Consider the following 22,815-nt stretch of genomic DNA (forward strand, 5'->3'; position numbering starts at 1 on the left):
GGAACGCCGTGACGCATCACTCGCTCGGCCTTCATGGCACTGCGAGCACAAGGGACAGGGTGAGGCTGCGCCCCGCTGCGAGCGCCACGGCCTGCGTGGCGTTCGGCAGCGTGGCGGCGCGGGATTCGAGACCGTCGGGGTCGACCAGCGGCGGCGCGGCCGGCGCGCGGCCGGCCTGCACGGCGACGAGCGGCGTGCGCAGGCCGGCGGCGGGGTCGAACACCCATTGCAGCGTGGCCGCCAGTTCGCTGACGACCACGGCGTCGGGGTCGTCCGACCAGGTGGTGACGGGCACGCCGGGCACGGGCACCAGCGCTTCGCCGCGCCAGTCGGTCAGTCCGCGCGCCAGCACGCGGCCATCGGCGCGCACCAGCAGCAGTGCGCCGCCCAACGCATCGCCACTGGCCTCGGCGCGCACGCTTGCGCGCAGCAGCGACCAGTTGGCGCTGGTGGGCGCGGCGGCGGCGGGGTACAGCGCCAGTTCGACGGGCGTGAACAGGGAGTCCGGCTGGCCGGCCAAAGGATCGCGTGGCAGGGCCAGGGTGGCGCGGCGCGGCAGGTAGCGGCCCAGCGGGTCGTGCACGGTGAGCGGCAGCGCCACGCTGCCGAGTGCGGGGGCGGCTGGGGGCAGGGCGAAGGCCGTCTCGTGCGCGGCCAGGGCATCGGCGCGCACCAGCACGTACAGGCCGCCGCGGTTGCGGCGCACCGTGGCGCCGGCCACCTGCACTTGCAGCGGCGTGTCGATCTGCGTGCGCGTGACGGCGTCGACGCAGCGCACGGCGCCCAGCACGCGCGTCTCCACGCGTTCGAGCTCGCGCAGCAGCAGCGCGCTCACGATGGCGCCCCTGCTTGCACGGCTGTGCCGTGGACGAAGCGCGTGGCGACCACCGGCGCGGCATCCAGCAGTTGGTCCGGGTCGAGCCGCACGCGGCGCGCGATGTAGGAGACCGAGAGCCGGTAGGGCGGCTCCAGCGCGTCCCAGATGCGCATCATGTCCTCGGTGGACAGCTCGGACGGGATGATCTGCACCACCTCGTCCGGCCCCCAGCCGGCCTCGGGCGACAGCGCGGACGCGTCCAGGATGGGGTGCTGGTAGAACTGGCGCACGGCCCAGGCCATGGGCAGCAGCTCGTCCTGCGGGTTGCCGGCCCAGGCGGTCAGCAGCAGGTGCACGTCCAGGCCCAGCGGCGGCTGCTGGTCGGGCGACATGCGGTCGGGCCGGGCCTGGCGCAGGTGTTCGTTGACGGTCAGGCGGTAGACGTACAGCGTGAGCCGCGTGCCGTCGTCCTGCGGGGCGGCCAGCTCGCCGGAGGACAGCAGCGCGAAGTCGCACTCGGGCATGGCCTGGCCGGCCACCGCGGCCGGGTAGGTGTTGCGCAGGTAGGTCACGAGGGACTGCCCCACCGAGTGGATCGCCTGGATGTTGGCCATGGTCGTGCGTCAAGTTCTCTCGTCAATGCCGGGGGCGCGGTGCCCGGTAGATCGCGCCGTGGTCGGGCAGGGGCACGCGCTCGATCCGGCCCTGCCGCACCAGCGCGGCCAGCGCCTGCTGCAGCTCCTGCGCCGTGACCAGCACCCCGGCCGTCCCCAGCCACCACTGCGCGATGCCTTGCTCGGAATCGGCCGCCAACGGATGGCGCGCCAGGTAGTCCAGGATCACCTGCTCCGCCTGCCGCCAGCCCGGTTCCGCAGCGTCGTGCAATCACACCCCCGATACGTTGTCTGGGTGCTGCAATGCGAACGCCGTGCCAGCCCGTGGGCCGGCTGCAAGTGCTTGATCGGATTGGTTTGTGCAGCGCCCGTGCGGGGCGGGTGGGTCGTGCGCGACCCGCTGCGGCGCACCCGGTGGGTCGCCGGCGGCCGGCTCAGCTGCGGCGCTCGAGCCCGTGCTTCTTGAGCAGCTTTCCCAGGGCGCGCCGTTCCTTGCCGGCCAGCCGCGCGGCGTGGGTGACGTTGCCGTCGGCCAGCTGCATGAGGCTGCGCAGGTAGTCGCGCTCGAACTGCTGCAGGGAATCCTCGCGCGCGTCGTGGAAGCTGCGCAGCGCGCCGGGGGCGACGCTGGCCGGTGTGACCACGGTCACCTGCACGGCCTGGGCGAGCGGGGAGAGCTCCAGGGTGTCGCCATCGGACAACATCAGCGCGCGCTGCACGCGGTTGTCGAGCTCGCGCACATTGCCGGGCCAGGCATGGCAGGCCATCCAGTCCAGGCTGGCCGGGCTCAGCCGGCGTGGCGCCAGCGCGTGGCGGCGCTGCTGCTCGGCCATGAAGTGCTCGGCCAGCAGCAGCGCATCGCCGGGGCGTTCGCGCAGCGGGGGCAGTTCGAGCAGCAGCACGTTGAGGCGGAACACCAGGTCGTCGCGGAAGTGGTGGCTGTCCAGCAAGGCGTCCAGGCGCGGGCTGGCGGCGGCGATCACGCGCACGTTGCCGTTCAACTCGCGCGCGCCGCCCACCGGCCGGTAGCGCTGGTCCTGCAGGAAGCGCAGCAGCGCCACCTGGGCGCGCAACGGCAAGGCGTCGAGCTCGTCGAGGAACAGCGTGCCGCCCTCGGCCGCCGCCACCAGCCCGGTGCGGGCCTGGCGGGCATCGGTGAAGGCGCCACGCTCGCAGCCGAACAGCTCGGTCTCGATCAGCGTCTCGGGCAGCGCACCGCAGTTGACGGGCACGAAGGGGCCGTGCTGGCGTGCGGATTGGTAGTGGATGGCACGTGCGGCCAGTTCCTTGCCGGTGCCTGTTTCACCCTGGATCAGCACCGGCGCGTCGAAGCGGGCCATGCGCGCGATCAGTTGCAGGACATGCAGGAAGGCCGGAGAACGGCCGATCAGACGCGGGGCGGCAAGGCTGGGTGGCTGCTGCATGGATCCTCCCCCGGTGACGGGTGGTCCACGAGCCTAGCGCCGTATGGCCTGGTGCGGCAAGAGGAACGCCCCGCTGCGGCCAGGCCGGCGGGGCGTTTTTCGGTCGGATGGTGGATGACCCGGGTCATCCACCGCGCCGGTCAGCTGGCGCTCTTGTCCTTGAGCTTCTCGCCGCCGCGGCGAATGGCGGCGCCGCTGCGCTCCATGCCGTTGCCAACGGCCTCGCCGGTGCGTTCTGCGCCGTGCTTGATGGCCTCGCCGGTGCGCCGCGCGCCGCGCTTGACGGCGGCGCCGGCGTTGTGCGCGCCTTCCTTGATGTTCTGTTCCGCGCGGGCGGCCGGGCCGGGTTGCGGGTTGCGCGGATCGGCGCTGCGGTAGGCCGGCGCCGGGGCGTCGCGCGTGGCGGGTGCGGTGTTGGCGCCGCGGTAGTTCTGCAGGGCTTGGTCCATGCGCTGTTCGCGCGTGGTGTCCTGCGCATGGGCCGCGGGAAGCAGGCCGGCGAGGGCGATGGTGGTGGCGGCGACGAGGCCCAGGTGGCGGGGAGACTTCATGGTGCTGTCCGTTGTCGTTGGGATGGCCCTAGCGTAAGCAGGAGGCGGCGCCGGCGCAGTCGGCTGGGCGCGCGATGCGGCGTGGGCCTGCGACTACGTGGTGCAGGGTTCAGGGCGCGGCTCAGATCTCGTAGCCATCCGCGGTCACCTTGTCCTTGTCGGCCACCATGGCCTGGTCGACCACGCTGCGCTGCAGCGTCGGTGCGAAGGACTCGATCAGCGCGTACACGTAGGCACGCAGGTAGCTGCCGCGGCGCAGCGCGAGCTTGGTCAGGTTGATGCCGAACAGCGCGCCCGCGTCGATGGCGCGCAGCTGCGTGTCGCGCTCGGCCTCGAACGCGATGGAGGCGACGATGCCCACGCCCATGCCGAGTTCCACATAGGTCTTGATGACGTCGGCGTCCATCGCGCTGAGCACGATGCGCGGCTCGATGCGGTGCTTGGCGAAGGCCTGGTCGATGTGGCCGCGGCCGGTGAAGCCCGCGCCGTAGGTGATCAGCGGGTAGCGCGCCAGCTTCTCCAGGCTCAGCGGGCCGTCGAGCAGCGGGTGGTTGGGCGGCACGATGACGGAGTGCGTCCAGCGGTAGCAGGGCAGGGCCACGAGGTCGGCGTACTGCGCCAGTGCCTCGGTGGCGATGCCGATGTCGGCCTCGCCCGACAGCAGCATCTCGGCCACCTGGCGCGGCGAGCCCTGGTGCAGGTGCAGCCTGACGTTGGGAAACTGCAGCCGGAACTCCTGCACGGCCGTGGGCAGCGCATAGCGGGCCTGCGTGTGCGTGGCGGCGATGGACAGCGAGCCGCTTTGCTGCGCCACGAACTCCTGGCCCGCGGTGCGCAGGTTGTGGCTGCCCTGCAGGATGTTCTCGATGATGGGCAGCACATGGGCGCCGGGTTCGGTCAGGCCCGTGAGCCGCTTGCCGGCGCGCACGAACAGGTCGATGCCCAGTTCCTCCTCCAGCTCGCGGATCTGCCGGCTCACGCCGGGCTGCGAGGTGTGCAGCGTGTGGGCCACTTCGGTGAGGTTGAAGCCGCAGCGCACGGTTTCGCGGACGGAGCGCAATTGCTGGAAGTTCATCGTGCCGGATTGTTCGGGGCGACACGCAAATCTCAAACGATTGATTCGTTGGTTCTATATCGCCAAAACATCGCTGGGGCGCGCCACGGCATGCTCGAAAAAAAGCCCCATGCCATCCGGCATGGGGCCCAAATCCCCTTCCGAGGGAGCCATCTGTCCCACGCAATCGTCATGGCCGCGCGGCGGCGGCGAACGAGATTCATGCGCTGGCAGATGTGTGCCATGCTGCCTGCGCTACAGGCCCAGCGCGCGGCGTCCGGCGGCGGCCAGCACGGCGTCGCTCTGCGGCGCGTGCACGCGGCCGCACAGCACGTCGCGCAGGTGGCGCTGCAGCGGGTTGTGGCGCGTGAGGCCATGGTTGCCGCAGAGCTTGAGCGCGCGCTCTACGGCCTCGATGGACTGGGCCGTCACGCTGTGCTTGAGCAGGCCGCTGTCGGCCGCCGGCGGCGGCTCGCCGCACTCCACGGCGGCCACGGCATCGTCGAGCAGCACGCGGTTGTGGCGCAGCAGCGCCTCGATCTCGCCCAGCGCCTCGTGCGTGCGCGGCAGGCTGGCCAGCGGCGCGCCCAGGCTGCCCGGCGCACGCTGGCGCAGGAACTCCAGCAGCCAGTCGCGCGCCGCGCGGGCCACGGCGTCGTAGAGCGCGCCCAGCAGCACCGCCATCCAGGCCTGGTGCAGGGCCTGGGCCTGCTGCTCGGCCGCACTGCCGGCGCCGGGGGCCCAGTCGGCCGGTGCGCGAAGGTCCACGGCGTTCTCCAGCGGCAGCGCGACCTTGTCGAACACCGCCTCGTGGCTGCCGGAGGCGCGCAGGCCCAGGTGGTCCCAGCTGCGCACGATGGTGATGCCCGGCGCATCGCGCGGCACCAGGAACACACCGGTGCGCGGCGGGGCCTCGTCGGTGCGGCCCCAGACGACCAGCCAGCGCAGGCCCTCGATGCCGGTGCAGTACAGCTTGTGACCCGACAGTTGCCAGCCCTGGGCATCGCGGCGTGCCACGGTGTCGGGCAGGCCGCCGCGGCTGGGCGAACCCAGCAGCGGTTCCACCCGCAGCGCATTGACGAGCGCACCGTCGCGCACGGCGTCGCGGGCCACGCGCTCGCGCAGCGCCAGCGGCCAGCGGCTGCCCTCGTGCCCCAGCGCCAGGTGCTGCAGGTAGGTCATGGTGAGGATCAGCGCCGTGGCCGGCTCCGCATGCGCGAGTGCCGCGACGACGCGGCGTGCCTGCGACAGCCCGGCGCCCGCGCCCCCCCAGTGCCGCGGCACCACCAGCGCGACAAGGCCGGCCTCGTGCAGCGCCGCGAAGTTGGCGTGCGGAAACGCGCCGCTGGCGTCCAGCGCGGCCGCACCGCCGGCCAGCAGCGCCGTGAGCCGGGCCAGGACGGTGGGATGCAGGCCGGCGGCAGCGGGCGCGCTCGGCAGTCGGTACAGCAGGGGGGCGTTCATGGGTGGGTGCGGCGGGGTCGGGGCAAGGCCTTGCAGGCTATCGGCACGGCGCCGCTGCCCAAACTCGAACGGCGCATATGGATGGGCGTTTTCCTTCGTTCCGCCTGCGGGCAGGGCTGGCTAAGGTCGCGCCGATCCAACGGAGCACACCACCATGAGCCAAGTCGAATTCATCGGCATGATCCAGAGCCAGAAGGTCTCGGAGATCCACGCCGCCCAGGGGCCCGCCATCGACCGCGACTACGTGCGCGCGTTCGCCCAGGCACACGAGGCCGCCGGCTTCGACCGCATCCTCGTACCGCACCATTCCACCGGGCCGGACGCCACGCTGACGGTGGCCTACGCGGCATCGGTCACCGAGCGCATCGGCTTCATGCTGGCACACCGGCCCGGCTTCGTGGCGCCGACCCTGGCGGCGCGGCAGTTCGCCTCGCTCGACCAGTTCAGCGGCGGCCGGCTGGCCGTGCACTACATCTCGGGCGGCTCCGACGACGAGCAAAAGCGCGACGGCGACTGGCTCGACCACGACCAGCGCTACGCCCGCACCGCCGAATACCTGGAGGTGCTGCACAAGGTCTGGACGGCCGACAAGCCGTTCGACCACGAAGGCGCGCACTATCGCGCGCGCAACGCGTTCTCCGAGGTCAAGCCGGTGCAGACGCGCAACGGCAGGCCGCATGTGCCGGTGTACTTCGGCGGCGCGTCCGAGGCCGCGATTCCCGTGGCCGGCCAATACGCCGATGTCTACGCGCTGTGGGGCGAATCGCTGGATCAGGCGCGCGAGCTGACCACGCGCGTGCGCGCCGAGGCGGCGAAGCACGGCCGCAGCGTGCGCTTCTCGGTCTCGTTCCGTCCCATCCTGGCGGAGACCGAAGAGAAGGCCTGGGCCCGCGCCGAAGCCATCCTGGCCGAGACGCGCCGCCTGCGCGTGGTGCAGGGCTTCGGCCGTGGCGGGCCGCAGCAGAGCGAGGGCGCGCGCCGCCTGCTGGCCGCGGCCGACAAGGGTCCGCGCGTGGACAAGCGGCTGTGGACGGCGATTGCGCAGGAGACCGGCGCGCGCTCCAACAGCACTGCGCTGGTCGGCACGCCCGAGCAGGTGGCCGATGCGCTGCTGGATTACCACGACCTGGGTGTGAGCACCTTCCTGATCCGCGGCTTCGACCCCCTGGAGGATGCGACCGACTACGGCCGCGCGCTGATCCCGCTGACGCGCGAATTGGTCGCGCAGCGCATCGCCAACCGCCGGGAGGCCGCATGATGCGGACGCTGCCAGCGTTCCAACGCCTGGCGCTCGGCCTGCTCGGCGCAGCGTGCCTGCTCGCGGCGCCGCTGGCCCAGGCCCAGGCCTGGCCGGGCAAGCCGCTCAAGCTCATCGTGCCGTTCCCGCCCGGCGGCGCGGCCGACACCATCGGCCGCTACTACGCCGAGCAACTGGCGCACGCGCTGGGCCAGGCCGTGGTGGTGGACAACAAGCCCGGCGCCGGCACGGCGATCGCGGCCGAGGCCGCCGCACGTGCGGCACCCGACGGCTACACCTTGTCGCTGGCCACCAGCGGCCAGCTGACCATCCTGCCGCACCTGCAAGGCAACCTGCGCTTCGATCCGCTCAAGGACTTCACGCCGGTCTCGCTGCTGGCCTCGGTGCCCAACGTGATCGCGGTGAACGCCAAGTTCCCCGCCGAATCGGTGGCGGCGCTGGTGGCCGCTGCGAGGGCGCAGCCGGGCAAGCTCAGCTACAGCTCGTGCGGCAGCGGCACGCTGTGCCATCTGAGCGGCGAGCTGTTCAAGGGCCTGACCGGCGCCGACCTGCTGCACGTGCCGTACAAGGGCAGCGCACCCGCGGTGGCGGCGGTGCTGGGCGGCGAGGTGCAGGTGGCGGTGGACACGCTGACCATCCTGGCGCCGCAGATCCAGGCCGGCAAGCTGCGCGGGCTGGTTCTCACCGCAGCGCAACGCTCGCCGCTGCTGCCCGGCGTGCCGAGCGCGCCAGAAGTTGGCTTGCCCGCATTCGCGACCTCGGGCTGGTTCGGCATCGTGCTGCCTGCGGGCGCGCCCGTACCGGTGGTCGAACGGCTGCAGCGCGAGATCGCCACCATCGCGCGCGCCCCCAAGACCGCGCGCGAGCTGGAGGCCAAGGGCATCACGGTGGAGCACAACACGCCCGCCGCCTTCGCCGAGCTGATCCGGCTGGACCATGGCCGCTGGGGCCGGGTCATCCGGGACAGCGACGTCCGCATCGAGTGACCTGGACCACACCATGACCAAGCCTTCCAACTTCTCCCGCCGCCGCGTGCTGCAGACCAGCGGCAGTGCCGCCATCGTCGCGGCCAGCGGCCTGCTGGCTGCGCGCGCCTGGTCGCAGCCGCGCAAGCTCAACTTCGCCTGGAACGCCACGGCCTTCTGCCTGTCGCCCGTGGTCGTGGCGCAGGAGCGCGGCTACTTCGAACGCAACGGCCTGCAGGTGGAACTCACCAACTACACGGGCTCGACCGACCAATTGCTCGAGTCGCTGGCCACCGGCAAGGCCGACGCCGCGGTCGGCATGATCCACCGCTGGCTGAAGCCGCTGGAATCGGGCTTCGACGTGAAGATCGTCGGCAGCTCGCACGGCGGCTGCGTGCGGCTCGTCGGCTTGAAGGAGGCCGGCGTGACCCGGCTGGCCGACCTCAAGGGCAAGACCATCGGCGTCTCCGACATCGCCAGCCCCGGCAAGAACTTCTTCTCCATCCTGCTCAAGAAGAACGGCATCGACGCCGACAAGGACGTGGTCTGGCGCCAGTACCCGGCCGACCTGCTGGACATCGCCGTGAACAAGGGCGAGATCCAGGCCATCGCCGACGGCGACCCCAACATCTACCTCATCGAGAAGCGCAACAAGGCGCGCTACGTGGAGCTGGCCACCAACCTGTCGGGCGAGTACAGGGACAAGGTCTGCTGCATCCTGGGCGCGCGCGGCGAACTCGTGCGCAAGGACAGGCCCGCGGTGGCCGCACTGGTGCGCTCCATCGTGCAGGCCTCCGACTACGTGGCCGACAACCCCAACGAATCGGCCAGGCTGTTCGCCCGGTACGCGCCCAAGGTCGGCGTGGACGACCTGCAGGCCCTGCTGGGCACGCTCACGCACAAGCACCACCCGACAGGGCGCAGCCTGCGCGACGAGGTGGAGTTCTACGCGCGCGACTTCCAGTCGGTGGGCGTGCTCAAGCCGGGCACGAACGTGGCGAAGTTCGCGGACCACGTGTCGGTGGACGTGCTGGGCTGAGGGCGGGGCGGACCAAGCGGCTGGCGGGCCACCCGCAGCGCTGCGGCGGCCCTGCGCTACCCACCCTGGGTGGGCGGCCGCCTCGACAGCACGGCCGCACGGCAGACATCCAGGATCTCGTCGGCGAGGGCCGAGTCGTCAGGACAGGCGCGCGACAGCACCAGCGCGCCGATCACCTGTGCAATCACCTCGATGCGCCTGGCGCGCAGTTCGCCTTCGCGTTGGGCGTCCTGCGGCGCACCGGACTGGCGCGCCAGCGTCGCCAGCAGGCCTTCGATGCCGGCCGCAAACGCCGCCTTGATCGGCTCCGGCTGGCGCGCAGCGTCGCCGCACAGCGCGGCCATCGTGCAACCGTCACCGCGTGCGTCGCGGTGCTCCCGCGACAGGTAGTGCTCGACGAACGCGGCCGAATCAACGCCTTCGGCCTTGGTGGCTGTCTGCGCAAAGCCGCAGGTCGCCGCTTCCGCCAGCAGGTCGGCCTTGGACGGAAAGTGCTTGTAGAAGCCGCCGTGGGTGAAGCCGGCCACCGCCATCAGGTCCGCGATGCCCACCCCGTCGTAGCCACGCTCGCGGAACAGCGCAGCCGCCGTCTCGACGATGCGCGCCCGGTTCGCCTGCGCCTGCGCTTTGGTGACTTTCATGCGAGATCTCTGAGGATTGGCCTTTGCTGGAGGCGCCCAAATATACATTGATGTCGATCATCATCAAAGTCTTGACAATAAAGATGATGATCGACATCATTGTGCAAACTCCACTGCAGACGCACATGACCGACACCACGCTTTTCCAGCCCTACACGCTGGGCGCACTCCAGCTGGCCAACCGCATCGTGATGGCGCCGCTGACGCGCAACCGCGCCGGCGCCGGCCTGGTGCCCAGCGCGTACGCCGCCACCTACTACAGCCAGCGCGCCTCGGCGGGCCTGGTCATCACCGAGGCGACCCAGATCTCGGCCGATGCCCAGGGCTACCAGGACACGCCGGGCCTGTACACGCCCGCGCAGATCGACGGCTGGCGCCAGGTGACCGACGCCGTGCATGCCAGGGGCGGAAAGATCTTCGTGCAGCTGTGGCACGTGGGCCGCATCTCGCATGTCGACCTGCGGCCTGGTGGCAGCGCGCCGGTGGCGCCCTCGGCCATCCGCGCGGCCACCAAGACCTTCGTCAACAACGGCTTCCACGACGTCTCCGAGCCACGCGCGCTGCGCCTGGACGAGCTGCCCGGCATCGTCGAGGACTTCCGCCAGGCGGCGGCCAACGCCATGGCTGCAGGCTTCGACGGCGTCGAGGTGCACGGCGCCAACGGCTACCTGCTCGAGCAGTTCATCAAGGACGGCGCCAACACCCGCACCGACGCCTACGGCGGCTCCGTCGAGAACCGGGCCCGCCTGCTGCTCGAAGTCACGGCCGCCGTGGCCCAGCAGATCGGTGCCGACCGCACGGGCGTGCGCCTCTCGCCGGTGTCGTCGGCTGGTGCCATTTCCTGCAGCGGTCCGCAGGCGCAGTACGACCACATCGCCGAGCAGCTCAGCGCGCTGGGCATCGCCTACATGCATGTGGTCGAGGGCGCCACGGGCGGCCCGCGCGATGCCGCGCCCTTCGATTTCGATGCCTTGCGCAAACGGTTCAAGAACACCTACCTGGCCAACAACGGGTATGACCTGCCGCTGGCCCAGGCGCGCCTGGCCGAGGGCCGAGCCGACCTGTTCGCGTTCGGCCGCCCCTTCATCGCCAACCCCGACCTGGTGGAACGGCTGAAGAGCGGCGCACCGCTGGCGCAGCTCAACCCGGCCACGCTGTATGGCGGTGGCGCTGCAGGCTACACCGATTACCCGACGCTTGCGGGTTCCAGCGCCCAGTAAGCAGTTCCCCCGGTCGCGTCGCGGCAGGGGCGCCTTTTCCATCCAAGAGATCCAACACATGACCACACGCTCCACCGTTCTCATCACCGGCGCCTCGACCGGCATCGGCGCCACCTACGCCGACCGCTTCGCCCGCCGCGGCCACGACCTCGTGCTGGTCGCCCGCGACAAGGCGCGCCTGGAGGCGCTCGCAGTGCGCCTGCGCGACGAGACCGGCGCAGCCGTCGACATCCTGGCGGCCGACCTGACCCAGCCCGGCGACCTGGCCGCGGTCGAGGCACGCCTGCGCGACGACGCCCGCATCGACACCCTGGTCAACAACGCCGGGGCCGCGCTGTCCGGCCCGTTCATCGACCAGTCGACGGATTCCATCGCCAGGCTGATCGCCCTCAACACCACCGCACCGGCGCGCTTGGCCAGCGCCATCGCACCGCGCCTGGCGCGGGCCGGCACCGGGGCGATCGTCAACATCGGCTCGGTGGTTGGCCTGGCGCCCGAGTTCGGCATGTCGGTCTACGGCGCGACCAAGGCCTTCGTGCTGTTCCTGTCGCAGGGCCTGAGCGTGGAGCTCGCGCCCAAGGGCGTCTACGTGCAGGCGGTGCTGCCGGCAGGCACCCGCACCGAGATCTGGGAACGCGCGGGCATCGATGCCAGTGCCATGCCCGATCTGATGGAGGTGGGTGCGCTGGTGGATGCCGCCCTGGTCGGCTTCGACCGCCGCGAGCCGGTGACCATCCCGCCGCTGCACGACGCGTCGCACTGGGCCGCACTGGATGCCGCGCGGCTGGGCCTGGTCGGGGATCTGCGGCAGGCCCATGTGGCAGAGCGCTACCGCCCGGCCGCCTGATCGCAGCAATGCAAGCGTTCATCATCGATCGCTACGGGCCGAAGCAGCCGGGCCGCATCGGCGAGATGCCGGAACCCGCGCTGCGGGACGACGACGTGCTCGTCCAGGTCCACGCCGCGGGCGTCAATGCGCTGGACTCGAAGATCAGGAACGGCGAGTTCAAGCTGATCCTGCCCTACCGCCTGCCCCTGGTGCTGGGCAACGACGTGGCCGGTACGGTGATCCGGGTCGGCGCCCGCGTGCGCAGCTTCCAGCCCGGCGACGAGGTCTATGCGCGCCCGGACGACGACCGCATCGGCGGCTTCGCCGAGCGCATCGCGGTCAAGTCCTCGTCGCTGGCGCTGAAACCGAGGAACATCGGCATGGTCGAGGCCGCATCGCTGCCGCTGGTGGCCCTGACGGCCTGGCAGGCGCTGGTGGAAGCCGCCCGGCTGCAGAAGGGCCAGAAGGTGCTGATCCTGGCCGGTTCGGGCGGCGTCGGCAGCGTGGCCATCCAGCTGGCCAAGCACCTCGGCGCGTTCGTCGCCACGACCACCAGCACGGCCAATGTCGAGTGGGTGAAGGCCCTGGGCGCCGACGTCGTGATCGACTACAAGCAGCAGGACTTCAGCAGCGTGCTGCGCGACTACGACGTGGTGCTGAACAGCCTGGGCACCGCCGAGCTGAACAAGTCGCTCCAGGTCCTGCGGCCAGGCGGGCACCTCGTCTCGATCTCCGGCCCGCCCACGCCGGCGTTCGCTGCCGCGCGCGGACTGGCCTGGCCGCTGCGGCAGGTGCTGCGCCTGCTGAGTTTCGGCATCCGCAGGAAGGCGAAGCAGCGCGGCAGTTCCTACACCTTCGTCTTCATGCGGGCCGATGGCGCGCAGCTGCGCGAGATCACGTCACTCGTCGAATCGGGCGCCATCCGACCGGTCGTGGACCGGGCATTTCCCTTGCAGGACACCAGCAAAGCGCTGGCCTACGTGGACAGTGGACGCGCCAAGGGCAAGGTGGTGGTGCAGGTGGTCATGTGACGTGCAAGACACCCGGTCTCGCCGGTGTGGGTGCGCAGGCCGATCCCGCCGCAAGCGCGGCGAAGCTTGAGCGGGCGGGGTGGGCACCCGGAAGCTGCGCGGAGGACGCTGACTAGACCAGCGCTGCCACCGGATAGCGCCGCCACTCCGGCTCGGCATGGCGCCGGCCATGGGTGAACAGGAACCAGAGCACCGCTTGCGGGTCGGACAGCTGCTCCGGATGGGCGGCCTTCCATGCGTCGAACGCCTGGCGCAGCGCTGGCTCCTCGGCCAGCATGTCCAGGGCCGTGTCCTCGAAGGCATAGGCCGAGATGGAGGCCTGCTTCCTCTCCAGCACGCTGTTGAAGAACCCCCAGCGGAAGAAGCTGTCGTGCGCTTCGGGCTCCAGGGTCTCGACCACGTAGCGGGCCTGGGGTTGGTCCAGCGGCACCAGCACATCGCCGGCGCGCGCCTGGATGGCCTCGGAGTGCGTGCTCAAGCGCACACGGTCATGGAACATGTGGCCTTCGTAGGCGGTGGCGCGCGTGCCGACCTCCAGCACCCGGTACACCCGGGCCACCTCGAACACCTGGTCGGCGCCCAGGCGCTGCAGCGCGACGCCGTTCCACTGCAGACGTTCGATCACCTCGCGCCAGGCCTGGGGCACCAGGTAGGCCTTCGGCGCCGTCACCACGCATTCCTCGGTGCAGCGGTCGAAGTGGACGATGTCCTTCTCCCACGGCTGCGCGCGGTCGTAGGCGAGCCGCTGGTAGTTGCCCAGCCGGCTCGGCGTGCGCACCGCAGCAAAGCCCTTGAAGCGAAGCTGCGCCGGTCGCGCGTGGTCGTTGCGCCAGCGCAGCGGCCACTGCATGCGGCGTGCAGCGTCGGCGCGCGATTGGCGCCGCAGCTGCTGGGATGCTTGCGGATTGCTCCACGGTGAAGTCCAGCACCACCTCGACCAGCGTGCGCATCGCGGCCACGCGGTCGGCGAAGGGCTTGAGCATGTGGCTCTCGGGCATGAAGCCGATGGTGTGGTGCAGCGCGGCGTAGCCGGTGGAGAAGCGCGGCAGGTCGAGAAAGTCTTCGATGCCTTCGTCCGGGGTCTCGGCCAGCAGGTTGACGTAGGGGCAGGTCGGCCAGCCGCGTCGCTGCATGTCGCCGTAGATGGCGGGCAGCATGCGCTCGCGCAGGAAGTCGCCCAGGGCGCCGCCCAGCTTGTCGGGCTGGGTCGGGATCAGGGTCATGGTGCAGGCGTAGTCGGCGCCGTTGGAGGTGTGGGTGTCGACCATCACATCCGGGTCCCAGGCCGTGAAGAAGCGGTTGAACACCTGGGCGGCCAGGCTGTCGCACTTGATGAAGTCGCGGTTCAGGTCGAGGTGCAGGTCGTTGCCACGAAAGCCGAACGACTCGGGGCCGAGCTGGTTGGCGCGCGAGGTGGACTGGCGGTTCACGCAGCCGTCGACGTTGTAGACCGGGATGAACAGGAAGACCGTGTCGCCGAGCGCCGCCAGCCGTTGGGGCTCCATGCAGAAGTCGCGCACCAGCGCCATGCAGGCATCGATGCCTTCGGGCTCGCCGGCGTGGATGCCGTTGTTGTTGAAGAACACCGGGCGCCCCTGCGCGCGCAGGGCGTCGCGTTCGAACACACCGTCGGCCGTGACCAGGCCGGCGTGCAGGGGCAGGCCGGTGTCGGACGTGCCGATCTGCCACCACCGCAGCACCCCCGGGAAGCACTCGGCCAGCCGCTCGTAGAAGGCGATGCACTCGGCCCAGGTGGTCGTCTGGTTGCCGTTGCCGAGTTCGAAGGGCGTGGGATGGGCGAGGCTGGTCGGGTGCTGCATGGTCTGTGGGATTCTGTCATTCGCCCACGAAGTGCAGCGGCGGTGCGCGTCGGTGGCTCGCCAGCCACTGGTCGAAGCGGCGCAGCGTGCCGTCAACGCCGAACGGGTGCATGCGCGCCAAGGCGCTACCGCGCGCAGCGGCGCTGCGGCCGACGCGGACCCCCGGTTCTCCGCATATCCAAACGCTTTTTCCTGCGTTGGAAAAGTGCCCAGTGCCCACTACCGTAGCGCCCATTCCTGATGTTCGAAGGAGAGGGAGTTTCACCATGTCCAACCTGCACATTCCTCACGGCAGCACCTGGTCGCGCCGCAAGCTCGTGCGCACCGCCGGCATCGCCGCCGTGGCCGCGTCGACCGCGCTGCTGGCCTCGCGCGCACGTTCGCAGCCGCGCAAGCTGACCTTCGCCTGGAGCCAGGCCGGCTTTTGCCTCACGCCGGTGCCGGTGGCGCTGGAGCGCGGCTTCTTCGCGCAGAACGGGCTCGATGTCGAACTGCTGAACTGGGCCGGCGCCGCCGACCAGCTGCTCGAGGCGGTGGCCACGGGCAAGGCCGATGTGGCGGTGGGCCTGATCCACCGCTGGGTCAAGCCGCTGGAGGCGGGGCTGGATGTGAAGCTGGTCAGCAGCGTGCACGGCGGTTGCCTGCGGCTGGTGGCGGCCCAGGGCGGCGGCATCACCAGCGATGTGAAGAGCTTCAAGGGCAAGGTGATCGGCGTGGCCGACCTCAACAGCCCGGCCAGGCAGTTCTATGCGATCCACCTGGCCAAACGCGGCGTGGACATCGACAAGGACTTGGAGTGGCGCGTGTACCCGGCCGACCTGCTGGACGTGGCCGTCAGGAAGGGCGAGATCCAGGCGATCGCCGACGGCGACCCCAACCTGTACCTGATCGAGAAGCGCAACCCCGGCGTGTTCACCGAGATCGGCAACAGCGCCAAGGGCGACTATGCCGAGCGCATCTGCTGCGTGGTGGGCGCGCGCGCCGAGTTCGCGCAGAAGAACAAGCCGCACGCCGCGGCCGTGGTGCGCGCGCTGGCGCAGGCCTCCAACTACGTGGCCGACAACCCGAACGAGGCCGCGCGGATCTACCACAAGTACACCCCCAAGGTGGCCGTGGAAGACCTGCAGAAGCTGCTGGCCGAGCTGACCTACAAGCACCACCCGGCCGGCGCGCCGCTGCGCGCCGAGGTCGAGGCGTTCGCGCGCGACTTCCACAACGCCGGCATCCTCAAGAAGAGCACGGACGTGGTGCGCTTCGCCAACCATGTGTCGCTGGACGTGCTGGGCTGAACATGAGCGCGCTCGCACCATCTTCCTTCGACGCGCCGCGCAGCCCGGCGCACACGCCGGCGCTGCGCGCGGCGCCTGCCGTGCCGCCCGTGTTCCAGGCGCAGGCGCCCACCGGCGTCTGGCGCACCGGCCTCGTCGCCGTGCTGGCCTGGGCCGGCCTGGGCGTGCTGACGCTGGCCTGGCCCAACAAGCCCATCGGCTTCTCCGACTGGGCCTTCACCCAGGAGTTCGGCATCGCCGCACTGGCGGTGGCAGCACTGCTGCTGGCCGTGGCGCTGCTGGGCGCGCGCGCCGGCCGGCTCGGCGGCAAGCTGCGGCCTGCTGGGCAATGGCTGATCGCCGCGCCGCTGCTGCTGGCGCTGTGGGAGCTGTTGACGGCCAAGCTGGGCCTGCTGCCGCCGCCGTTCTTCGCGCCGCCGCAAAGCCTGATCGACGTGGTGGCCGAAGACTGGAGCCGGCTCGGCCTGTCGACCGCGCATTCGCTGCGCCTGCTGGCCAATGGCCTCGCGATCGGCGCGCTGGCGGGCTTCCTCACGGGCGTGTGGATCGGCTGGTCGCGCATCGCCGGCTACTGGGTGCATCCGCTGCTGCGCTTCCTGGGGCCGGTGCCGGCTTCGGCGCTGCTGCCGCTGGCCTTCTTCTTCGCCCCCTCGAGCTATTCGGCCGCGGTGTTCCTGGTGGCGCTGGCCACCTTCTTCCCGGTGGCGGTGCTGAGCTGGTCGGGCGTGGCGTCGGTGCCCAAGAGCTACTACGACGTGGCGCGCACGCTGGGCGCGTCCGAGTGGTTCCTGGTCCTGCGCGTGGCGATTCCGGCGGCCCTGCCACAGGTCTTCGTCGGCCTGTTCATGGGCCTGGGCGCCTCGTTCTCGGTGCTGGTCACGGCCGAGATGATGGGCGTGAAGGCCGGCCTGGGCTGGTACCTGCAATGGGCCCAGGGCTGGGCCGCCTACGCCAACATGTACGCGGCGCTGCTGGTCATGGCGGTGCTGTGCTCCAGCCTCATCACGCTGCTGTTCACGGTGCGCGACCGCGTGCTGTCCTGGCAAAAGGGGACGGTCAAATGGTGAGCACCGTACAAGCCACGCCAGCGCTGCAACAAGGCGCCCGCATCGAGGTGCAGCGGGTCAGCCACTGGTTCGAACAGAAGGGCAGCGCACTGCAGGTGCTCGATGGGGTCGACCTGAGCGTGGCACCGGGCGAGTTCGTCGCGTTGCTGGGCCCCAGCGGCTGCGGCAAGTCCACGCTGCTGCGCTTGGTGGCCGGGCTGGAACCCGCCACCACCGGCACGCTGACGCAGGACGGCGTGCCGATCACGCGGCCCGATCCCTCGCGCATCGTGGTGTTCCAGGACCCGACGCTGTTCCCCTGGCGCACGGTCTGGGACAACGTGGCGCTGGGCCCGCAGGCGCGCGGCCTGCTGAAGGACCAGCGCGCGCGGGTGGACGCGGCGGTCAAGCTCGTCGGCCTGTCCGACTTCGCCGCCAGCTACCCGCACCAGCTCTCGGGCGGCATGGCGCAGCGCGTGGCGCTGGCGCGTGCGCTCGTCAACGACCCGCAGCTGCTGGTGCTGGACGAGCCGCTCGGCAAGCTCGATTCACTGACGCGCATCGCCATGCAGAGCGAGCTGGTGGCGCTGTGGCAGCGCGCAGGCTTTTCGGCGCTGCTGGTCACGCACGATGTGGAAGAGGCGCTGTTCCTGGCGCAGCGCGTGATCATCCTGAGCGACCGCCCGGCGCGCATCACGGCCGAGCTGACGGTCGACCTGCCGTACCCGCGCCAGCGCGGCCACCAGCGCCTGGCCGAGCTGCGGCACGAGGCGCTGCGCCACCTTGGCCTGGACGCCACCTGGTAGCCGATGCCGCCCGAGACGGAGTGGCTGAACCAGCTCATCGCCGCACTGCAAGCCGCCCAGCACGGGCTGCTGCGGCTGCTCGGTGCTCTGGGCCTGGTGCAGCCGTTGGACGGCCAGCCCGCCTGGCCGTTCGCGCTGCGCCTGTCAGGCGAGAACCTGCTGATCGACCTGGGCCAGGCACGCCGCATGGGTTGGACGCTGGCGGCCCTGGCGCTGGCAGCGCTGCTGGTGCTGCTGGCATTGCTTTGGCGGCGCGGGCGCTGGCATGTGCTGGCCGGCGTGCTCCTGCTGCTGCTGGCCGCGCCCTGGCCCGAGGCGCGCGTGCTGCTGGTGCCGGCCACGCCGGCCAGCTTCCACCGCTCGCCGACCGGCTTCTCGGCCCAGGCCATCGTGCAGGGCCAAGCGCTCTATGCGCAGCACTGCCTGGCCTGCCACGGTGAGGACGGGCGCGGCCAGGGGCCGCTGGCTGCGGCGCAGCCGGTCTGGCCTCCGAATTTCTCGGGGCCGCTGCTGTGGCGGCGCGCCGATGGCGACCTCTGGTGGCACGTGCTGCACGGCGTGCGTGGGCGCGACGGCGACGCCACCATGGCCGGCTTCGCGGGCACGCTGCAGGCCGACGAAGCCTGGGCCCTGATCGACTTCATAAAGGCCCAGGGGGCAGGGCAGGCGCTGCGCGCGGCCGGCTTCTGGCCGCAGCCCGTGGGCCTGCCCGACGTGGCGGTGCAGTGTGCGGGGCAGGGCGCCCGGCCGCTGCGCAGCTGGAGCGGGCAGCGCGTGCGCGTGGTCGCGCAAGGCCAGGGCACGGTGCTGGAAGACCCGCGATTCGTGACGGTGCTGCTGCGCCCGTCGAGCGTGCCTGCACCGGTGACGGCGCCGGACTGCGTGGCCACCGACGATGCCGCCTGGCAGGCGTTCGCGCTGATCACGGGCAGCCGATCCTTCGCCGGCACGCAGTTGCTGGCCGACCGCGACGGCTGGGCGCGCGCACGCGCGGTGCCGGGCCAGGCCGGCTGGTCCGAGGACGACCTGCTGTGCCGCACCGAGGGCCAGCCGCGCACGGCGCAGGACCGTGCGCCGGTGGACGGCCTGTCGGCGCTGATCGCGGCGATGGACGCCGAACCGGTGCGCTATGTCAAAGGCGGCTTCGTCCATTGACGTCAGCGCCGCACAGCCTTGGGACGAATTGCCCAGGCCCGGGCCGCACGCCCTCATGCACAATCGCGATCCCATGCACGCCTTGCTCCGCCTGATCTCCCGCATGCCCCTGGTGGCAGGCCGGCGGCCGGGCGCGGCACTAGTGCGTGCGGTGCTGGCGCTGTTCATGCTGTCGCTGGGCGTGGCCATCGCTTCGCCCATCGTGAAGCCCCAGGCGATGGAGCTGATCTGCTCGGGCGCCGGCATCGTCAAGGCCGTCGTGCACACCGACGACGGCGTGCAGGAAATGGGCGCCAGCCACCTCGACTGCCCGCTGTGCGCGCTGAGCGGCGCGCCCCCGATGCCCGGCACCGCGGCGCTGCCGCCGGTGCTGCCGCTGGGCCATGCGGTCCAGCCGATCCCGGCCGCGCGCATCGCCGCGGCCACCGCGGCGCCCTTGCCGGCGCGCGGGCCGCCTTCGCTCTTCTGACATCGCCTTCGATGGCGTAGCGCCGCCCGCAGGGGCAGGGCGCTGCGTCAATCCCTCGCCATGCAGCGGCGGGCCGCGGGCCCGCCATCAGAGAGCTTTCCATGCACAAGATCACCGTGCTGTTGTCCGGCGCCGTAGCCACCATGGCCGGCGCAGCCTTCGCGCAGTCCACGCAGGCCACCGGCGACGCGCCCGAGCGCCAGAAGTCGCTGGGCGTCGTCACCGTCAGCGGCGGCCAGCCCACGTCCCTGCCCACGCAGATCCCCACCACCATCGAGGGCGTCACGCGCGCGCAGATCGCCACCACCGTCAACGCCACCGACGCCGAGGACGCGCTCAAGTACCTGCCCAGCCTGCTGGTGCGCAAGCGCTACATCGGCGACTACAACCACGCCATCCTCTCGACGCGCGCCTCGGGCACCGGCAACAGCGCACGCTCGGCTGTCTATGCCGACGGCATCCTGCTGTCGAACTTCCTGGGCAACGGCATCGCCAACGGCAGCAACTACGCGCCGCGCTGGGGGATGGTCACGCCCGAGGAGATCGAGCGCGTGGACGTGATGTACGGCCCGTTCTCGGCGGCTTACCCGGGCAACTCCGCCGGCGCCGTGGTCGACTACGTGACGCGCATGCCGAAGAAGCTGGAGGCCCACATCCGCCTGGGCTACGCGGCGCAGCCCAACAGCCTGTATGCGACCGACCGCACGTTCACCTCGTGGCAGACCAGCGCCTCGCTGGGCAGCAAGAGCGGCGACTGGTCGTGGTGGCTGGCGCTGCAGCGCGGGCGCAGCGAAGGCCAGCCGCAGACCTTCGCCACGGCGCTGCAATCGGCCGGGCAGCCGGGCGGCGCCGGCGTTCCGGTCACGGGCGCGGTGCCCGGCCGCAACCTCACGGGCCAGCCCTGGTGGCTCTTGGGCAGCGCCACGCAATACACCACCGAGCAGGACCAGGCCAAGCTCAAGCTGGCCTACGACATCACGCCGACCCTGCGCGCGAGCTACACCCTGGGCTGGTGGCAGAACCAGTCCGAAGGCCGGTCGCAGAGCTGGCTGCGCGACGCCGCCGGCCATGCGGTGTATAGCGGCCCCGTGCAGATCGATGGCCGCAGCTACACCGTGGGCGCCACGGCCTTCCCCTCGACGGACGACGCGCAGACGCACTGGATGCACGGCTTCTCGCTCAAGAGCCGCACGCAGGGCACCTGGGATTGGGAGCTCGTGGCCGGCCTCTACGACTACGCCAAAGACCGCCAGCGCATGCCGACCACCGCCCTGCCGCAGGCCGCCAGCGGCGGCGCCGGCACGCTGCAGACGCAGGACGGCACGGGCTGGAACCAGCTGGCGGCCAAGGGCACCTGGCGGCCGCAGGGCGTGGGCGGCGCGCACACCGTCGATTTCGGCGTGGGGCGCGATGCGTACGAGCTGAACATCCTGAAGACGGCCGTCGCCACCGACTGGCGCAGCGGCGAGGGCGGTGCCATTCCTTCCGCATTGGTCAGCCAGGTCGGCGGCCGCACCAGCACCTGGCATGCCTGGGCACAGGACGCCTGGGCCTTCGCGCCGCAGTGGAAGGCCGTGCTGGGCGCGCGCTGGGAGCACTGGCAGGCCGAGGACGGCCTGAGCGCCACGGCCACCAGCCGGCTCGCCTACGCCGCGCGCAGCCAGTCCGATCTCTCGCCCAAGGCCGCGCTGGCCTACCAGTTGACGCCCGAGACGGTGCTAAAGGCCTCGCTGGGCCGCGCCGTGCGCTACCCCACGGTGGGCGAGCTGTACGGCGCGACCTCGGGCGGGGCACTGGGCTTCGTCAACGACCCGACCCTGCGGCCCGAGAAGTCCTGGACCGGCGAGCTGACGGCGGAGCGTGATCTGGGCACGGGCCTCGCCCGCGCGACCTTGTTCCACGAGACCACGCGCGACGCGCTGATCAGCCAGCTGGTGCCCAACAGCGCCGTCTCGCGCGTGCAGAACGTCGACAAGGTGCGCACGTTCGGCGTGGAGCTGGCCGCCAACGCCAGCGATGTAGCGCTGCGCGGCCTGGACCTCGGCGGCAGCCTGACCTTCGCCAACAGCAAGACCGTGGCCAATGCCGCCAACCCGGCCAGCGTGGGCAAGTGGCAGCCACGCGTGCCGCGCTGGCGCGCCACGGCCCTGGCCACCTGGCGCGCCGACGACCGCTGGTCCGCCACGCTGGCGGCGCGCTACAGCGGGCGCCAGTACAGCAATCTGGACAACAGCGACACCAACGCCTTCACGTACTTCGGCGCCAGCCGCTACCTCACGCTGGACCTGCGCCTGCGATGGCAGATCGACAAGCAATGGTCGGCCGCGTTCGGCATCGACAACCTGAACAACCAGCAGTTCTGGGCCTTCCACCCCTATCCGCAGCGCACCTACCACGCGCAACTCCAGTTCGATCTTTGAAAGGAAACCACCCATGCGCTCTTTGCTCCTGCCCCTGATCGCCGCCGCCATGCCGGCCTTCGCCCACGTCACCTTGCCGCCCGGCGGCGCCGCTGCCGGCAGCGACTACGAGGCCGCGTTCCGCGTCGGCCACGCCTGCAAGGACACGCCAGCCACCACGGCCGTCACCGTCCGCCTGCCCGAGGGCTTCACGCTGGCCGAGGCGCAGCCGCGCGCCGGCTGGACCTTGGCCAGCAGCCCGCGCGAGGTGCGCTGGACGGCCGATGCCGCCAGCGCCTTGCCCGACAAGGAGCGCGCCGAGTTCGTCGTGCGCGGCAAGCTCACCAGCCAGCCCGGCACGCTGTGGTTCCCGGTGCGCCAGGACTGCGGCACGCAAAGCGCCGACTGGGCCCAGTTGCCCGGCACGGACGCGAGCGCCAAGCTGCCGTTCCCTGCCGCGCGGCTCGACGTGCTGGCACCGGGCGTCGCCGCCGTGGACGTCAAGAACGCCTGGGCACGGCCCAGCGTGCCGGGCCAAAGCGGCACCGGCGCCTTCATGCAGCTCAGCGCGCCGCAGGGCCTGCGCCTGGTCGGCGTGGCGACGCCGCTGGCCGGCGTGGCCGAAGTGCACGAGATGAAGATGGACGGCGGCACCATGCGCATGCGCGAACTGACGGAGGGGCTGGCGCTGCCGGCGCGGCAGGCCGTCGAGCTCAAGCCCGGCGGCCTGCACCTGATGCTGATGGACCTCAAGCAGCCGCTGGCCAAGGGCACGCAGCTGCCGCTGACGCTGCGCTTCGTGGATGCCAAGGGCGTGGCGAGCCAGCGCGAGGTGCAGGTGCCGGTGGGCGTGCCGGAAGGGGCCGCGGCGGGCGCGCAGGGCCACGTGCACTGAGAGGCCGCTGCCATCGGCTCTGATGCACC

General features: G+C 71.3%; 21 protein-coding genes and 1 pseudogene. 13 read left to right on the top strand and 9 right to left on the bottom strand.

The window, feature by feature from the left end; genetic code table 11:
- Positions 1 to 31 precede the first annotated feature (31 nt).
- The 7 genes from DES41_RS20710 to DES41_RS20740 all read right to left on the bottom strand — a co-directional run bounded on the left by DES41_RS20710 (position 32) and on the right by DES41_RS20740 (position 5,924).
- Positions 32 to 835, bottom strand: coding sequence for a hypothetical protein (locus tag DES41_RS20710; RefSeq protein ID WP_245965802.1), 804 nt, complete (start codon positions 833 to 835; stop codon positions 32 to 34).
- Positions 832 to 1,431, bottom strand: a complete 600-nt coding sequence (locus tag DES41_RS20715; RefSeq protein ID WP_114469578.1) for a Pvc16 family protein — start codon at positions 1,429 to 1,431, stop codon at positions 832 to 834. Before DES41_RS20715 ends, DES41_RS20710 begins: the two co-directional genes overlap by 4 nt.
- Positions 1,432 to 1,453: 22 nt before the next feature.
- A complete protein-coding gene (locus DES41_RS20720; RefSeq protein WP_114469579.1) occupies positions 1,454 to 1,702 on the bottom strand; it encodes a hypothetical protein in 249 nt (82 codons plus the stop codon).
- A 163-nt stretch (positions 1,703 to 1,865) separates the two neighbouring features.
- The gene (locus DES41_RS20725; protein ID WP_114469580.1) at positions 1,866 to 2,855 is read right to left on the bottom strand and encodes a sigma 54-interacting transcriptional regulator; all 990 of its coding nucleotides are present in this window, start codon (positions 2,853 to 2,855) and stop codon (positions 1,866 to 1,868) included.
- A 140-nt stretch (positions 2,856 to 2,995) separates the two neighbouring features.
- Entirely contained in the window at positions 2,996 to 3,406 is a 411-nt protein-coding gene (locus DES41_RS20730) for a hypothetical protein (protein WP_114469581.1), read from the bottom strand.
- Positions 3,407 to 3,527: 121 nt separating this feature from the next.
- The gene (locus DES41_RS20735) at positions 3,528 to 4,481 is read right to left on the bottom strand and encodes a CysB family HTH-type transcriptional regulator (protein WP_114469582.1); all 954 of its coding nucleotides are present in this window, start codon (positions 4,479 to 4,481) and stop codon (positions 3,528 to 3,530) included.
- 234 nt (positions 4,482 to 4,715) lie between these two features.
- The gene (locus DES41_RS20740; protein ID WP_114469583.1) at positions 4,716 to 5,924 is read right to left on the bottom strand and encodes an acyl-CoA dehydrogenase family protein; all 1,209 of its coding nucleotides are present in this window, start codon (positions 5,922 to 5,924) and stop codon (positions 4,716 to 4,718) included.
- 154 nt (positions 5,925 to 6,078) lie between these two features.
- Between DES41_RS20740 and DES41_RS20745 the strand changes: the two genes are divergently transcribed.
- From DES41_RS20745 to DES41_RS20755, 3 genes are read left to right on the top strand one after another with little or no spacing between them, the layout of a single operon-like run.
- Positions 6,079 to 7,182 (top strand): LLM class flavin-dependent oxidoreductase, encoded by a 1,104-nt coding sequence (locus DES41_RS20745; RefSeq protein WP_114469584.1) that lies wholly within the window; start codon positions 6,079 to 6,081, stop codon positions 7,180 to 7,182.
- Positions 7,179 to 8,168: a tripartite tricarboxylate transporter substrate-binding protein gene (locus DES41_RS20750; RefSeq protein ID WP_211333026.1), complete on the top strand. Its 990-nt coding sequence runs from the start codon at positions 7,179 to 7,181 to the stop codon at positions 8,166 to 8,168. Before DES41_RS20745 ends, DES41_RS20750 begins: the two co-directional genes overlap by 4 nt.
- A gap of 13 nt (positions 8,169 to 8,181) precedes the next feature.
- Positions 8,182 to 9,186, top strand: a complete 1,005-nt coding sequence (locus tag DES41_RS20755; RefSeq protein ID WP_114469585.1) for an ABC transporter substrate-binding protein — start codon at positions 8,182 to 8,184, stop codon at positions 9,184 to 9,186.
- 56 nt (positions 9,187 to 9,242) lie between these two features.
- Here the strand turns inward: DES41_RS20755 and DES41_RS20760 are convergent, their stop codons facing one another.
- The gene (locus DES41_RS20760; RefSeq protein WP_114469586.1) at positions 9,243 to 9,827 is read right to left on the bottom strand and encodes a TetR/AcrR family transcriptional regulator; all 585 of its coding nucleotides are present in this window, start codon (positions 9,825 to 9,827) and stop codon (positions 9,243 to 9,245) included.
- A 125-nt stretch (positions 9,828 to 9,952) separates the two neighbouring features.
- Here DES41_RS20760 and DES41_RS20765 point away from each other — a divergent pair, with 125 nt between their 5' ends.
- The 3 genes from DES41_RS20765 to DES41_RS20775 are packed head-to-tail and all read left to right on the top strand — an operon-like array spanning position 9,953 to position 12,907.
- Positions 9,953 to 11,047: an alkene reductase gene (locus DES41_RS20765; protein WP_114469996.1), complete on the top strand. Its 1,095-nt coding sequence runs from the start codon at positions 9,953 to 9,955 to the stop codon at positions 11,045 to 11,047.
- 58 nt (positions 11,048 to 11,105) lie between these two features.
- Positions 11,106 to 11,894: an SDR family NAD(P)-dependent oxidoreductase gene (locus DES41_RS20770; RefSeq protein ID WP_114469587.1), complete on the top strand. Its 789-nt coding sequence runs from the start codon at positions 11,106 to 11,108 to the stop codon at positions 11,892 to 11,894.
- 8 nt (positions 11,895 to 11,902) lie between these two features.
- On the top strand, positions 11,903 to 12,907 hold the full coding sequence (locus DES41_RS20775; protein WP_114469588.1) for an NADP-dependent oxidoreductase: 1,005 nt from the start codon (positions 11,903 to 11,905) through the stop codon (positions 12,905 to 12,907).
- A 112-nt stretch (positions 12,908 to 13,019) separates the two neighbouring features.
- On the opposite strand, the pseudogene DES41_RS20780 reads toward DES41_RS20775, so the two are convergent.
- Positions 13,020 to 14,727, bottom strand: a pseudogene (locus DES41_RS20780) (M14 family zinc carboxypeptidase).
- A gap of 266 nt (positions 14,728 to 14,993) precedes the next feature.
- Between DES41_RS20780 and DES41_RS20785 the strand changes: the two are divergent.
- From DES41_RS20785 to DES41_RS20815, 7 genes are all read left to right on the top strand, one after another.
- Positions 14,994 to 16,016: an ABC transporter substrate-binding protein gene (locus DES41_RS20785; protein ID WP_114469589.1), complete on the top strand. Its 1,023-nt coding sequence runs from the start codon at positions 14,994 to 14,996 to the stop codon at positions 16,014 to 16,016.
- A 2-nt stretch (positions 16,017 to 16,018) separates the two neighbouring features.
- The gene (locus DES41_RS20790) at positions 16,019 to 17,083 is read left to right on the top strand and encodes an ABC transporter permease (protein ID WP_114469590.1); all 1,065 of its coding nucleotides are present in this window, start codon (positions 16,019 to 16,021) and stop codon (positions 17,081 to 17,083) included.
- The gene (locus tag DES41_RS20795) at positions 17,077 to 17,868 is read left to right on the top strand and encodes an ABC transporter ATP-binding protein (protein ID WP_114469591.1); all 792 of its coding nucleotides are present in this window, start codon (positions 17,077 to 17,079) and stop codon (positions 17,866 to 17,868) included. The genes DES41_RS20790 and DES41_RS20795 overlap by 7 nt, the downstream gene beginning before the upstream one ends.
- A gap of 3 nt (positions 17,869 to 17,871) precedes the next feature.
- The gene (locus DES41_RS20800) at positions 17,872 to 19,023 is read left to right on the top strand and encodes a c-type cytochrome (protein ID WP_114469592.1); all 1,152 of its coding nucleotides are present in this window, start codon (positions 17,872 to 17,874) and stop codon (positions 19,021 to 19,023) included.
- Between the two features lie 103 nt (positions 19,024 to 19,126).
- The gene (locus DES41_RS20805) at positions 19,127 to 19,492 is read left to right on the top strand and encodes a DUF2946 family protein (protein ID WP_114469997.1); all 366 of its coding nucleotides are present in this window, start codon (positions 19,127 to 19,129) and stop codon (positions 19,490 to 19,492) included.
- A gap of 101 nt (positions 19,493 to 19,593) precedes the next feature.
- Complete coding sequence (locus tag DES41_RS20810) at positions 19,594 to 21,912, top strand: TonB-dependent receptor (protein ID WP_114469593.1); 2,319 nt, start codon at positions 19,594 to 19,596, stop codon at positions 21,910 to 21,912.
- Between the two features lie 13 nt (positions 21,913 to 21,925).
- On the top strand, positions 21,926 to 22,786 hold the full coding sequence (locus DES41_RS20815) for a copper chaperone PCu(A)C domain-containing protein (protein WP_114469594.1): 861 nt from the start codon (positions 21,926 to 21,928) through the stop codon (positions 22,784 to 22,786).
- Positions 22,787 to 22,815: the final 29 nt, after the last annotated feature.

It is taken from the genome of Pseudorhodoferax soli (assembly GCF_003337555.1).
Taxonomy (GTDB): Bacteria; Pseudomonadota; Gammaproteobacteria; order Burkholderiales; family Burkholderiaceae_C; genus Pseudorhodoferax; species Pseudorhodoferax soli.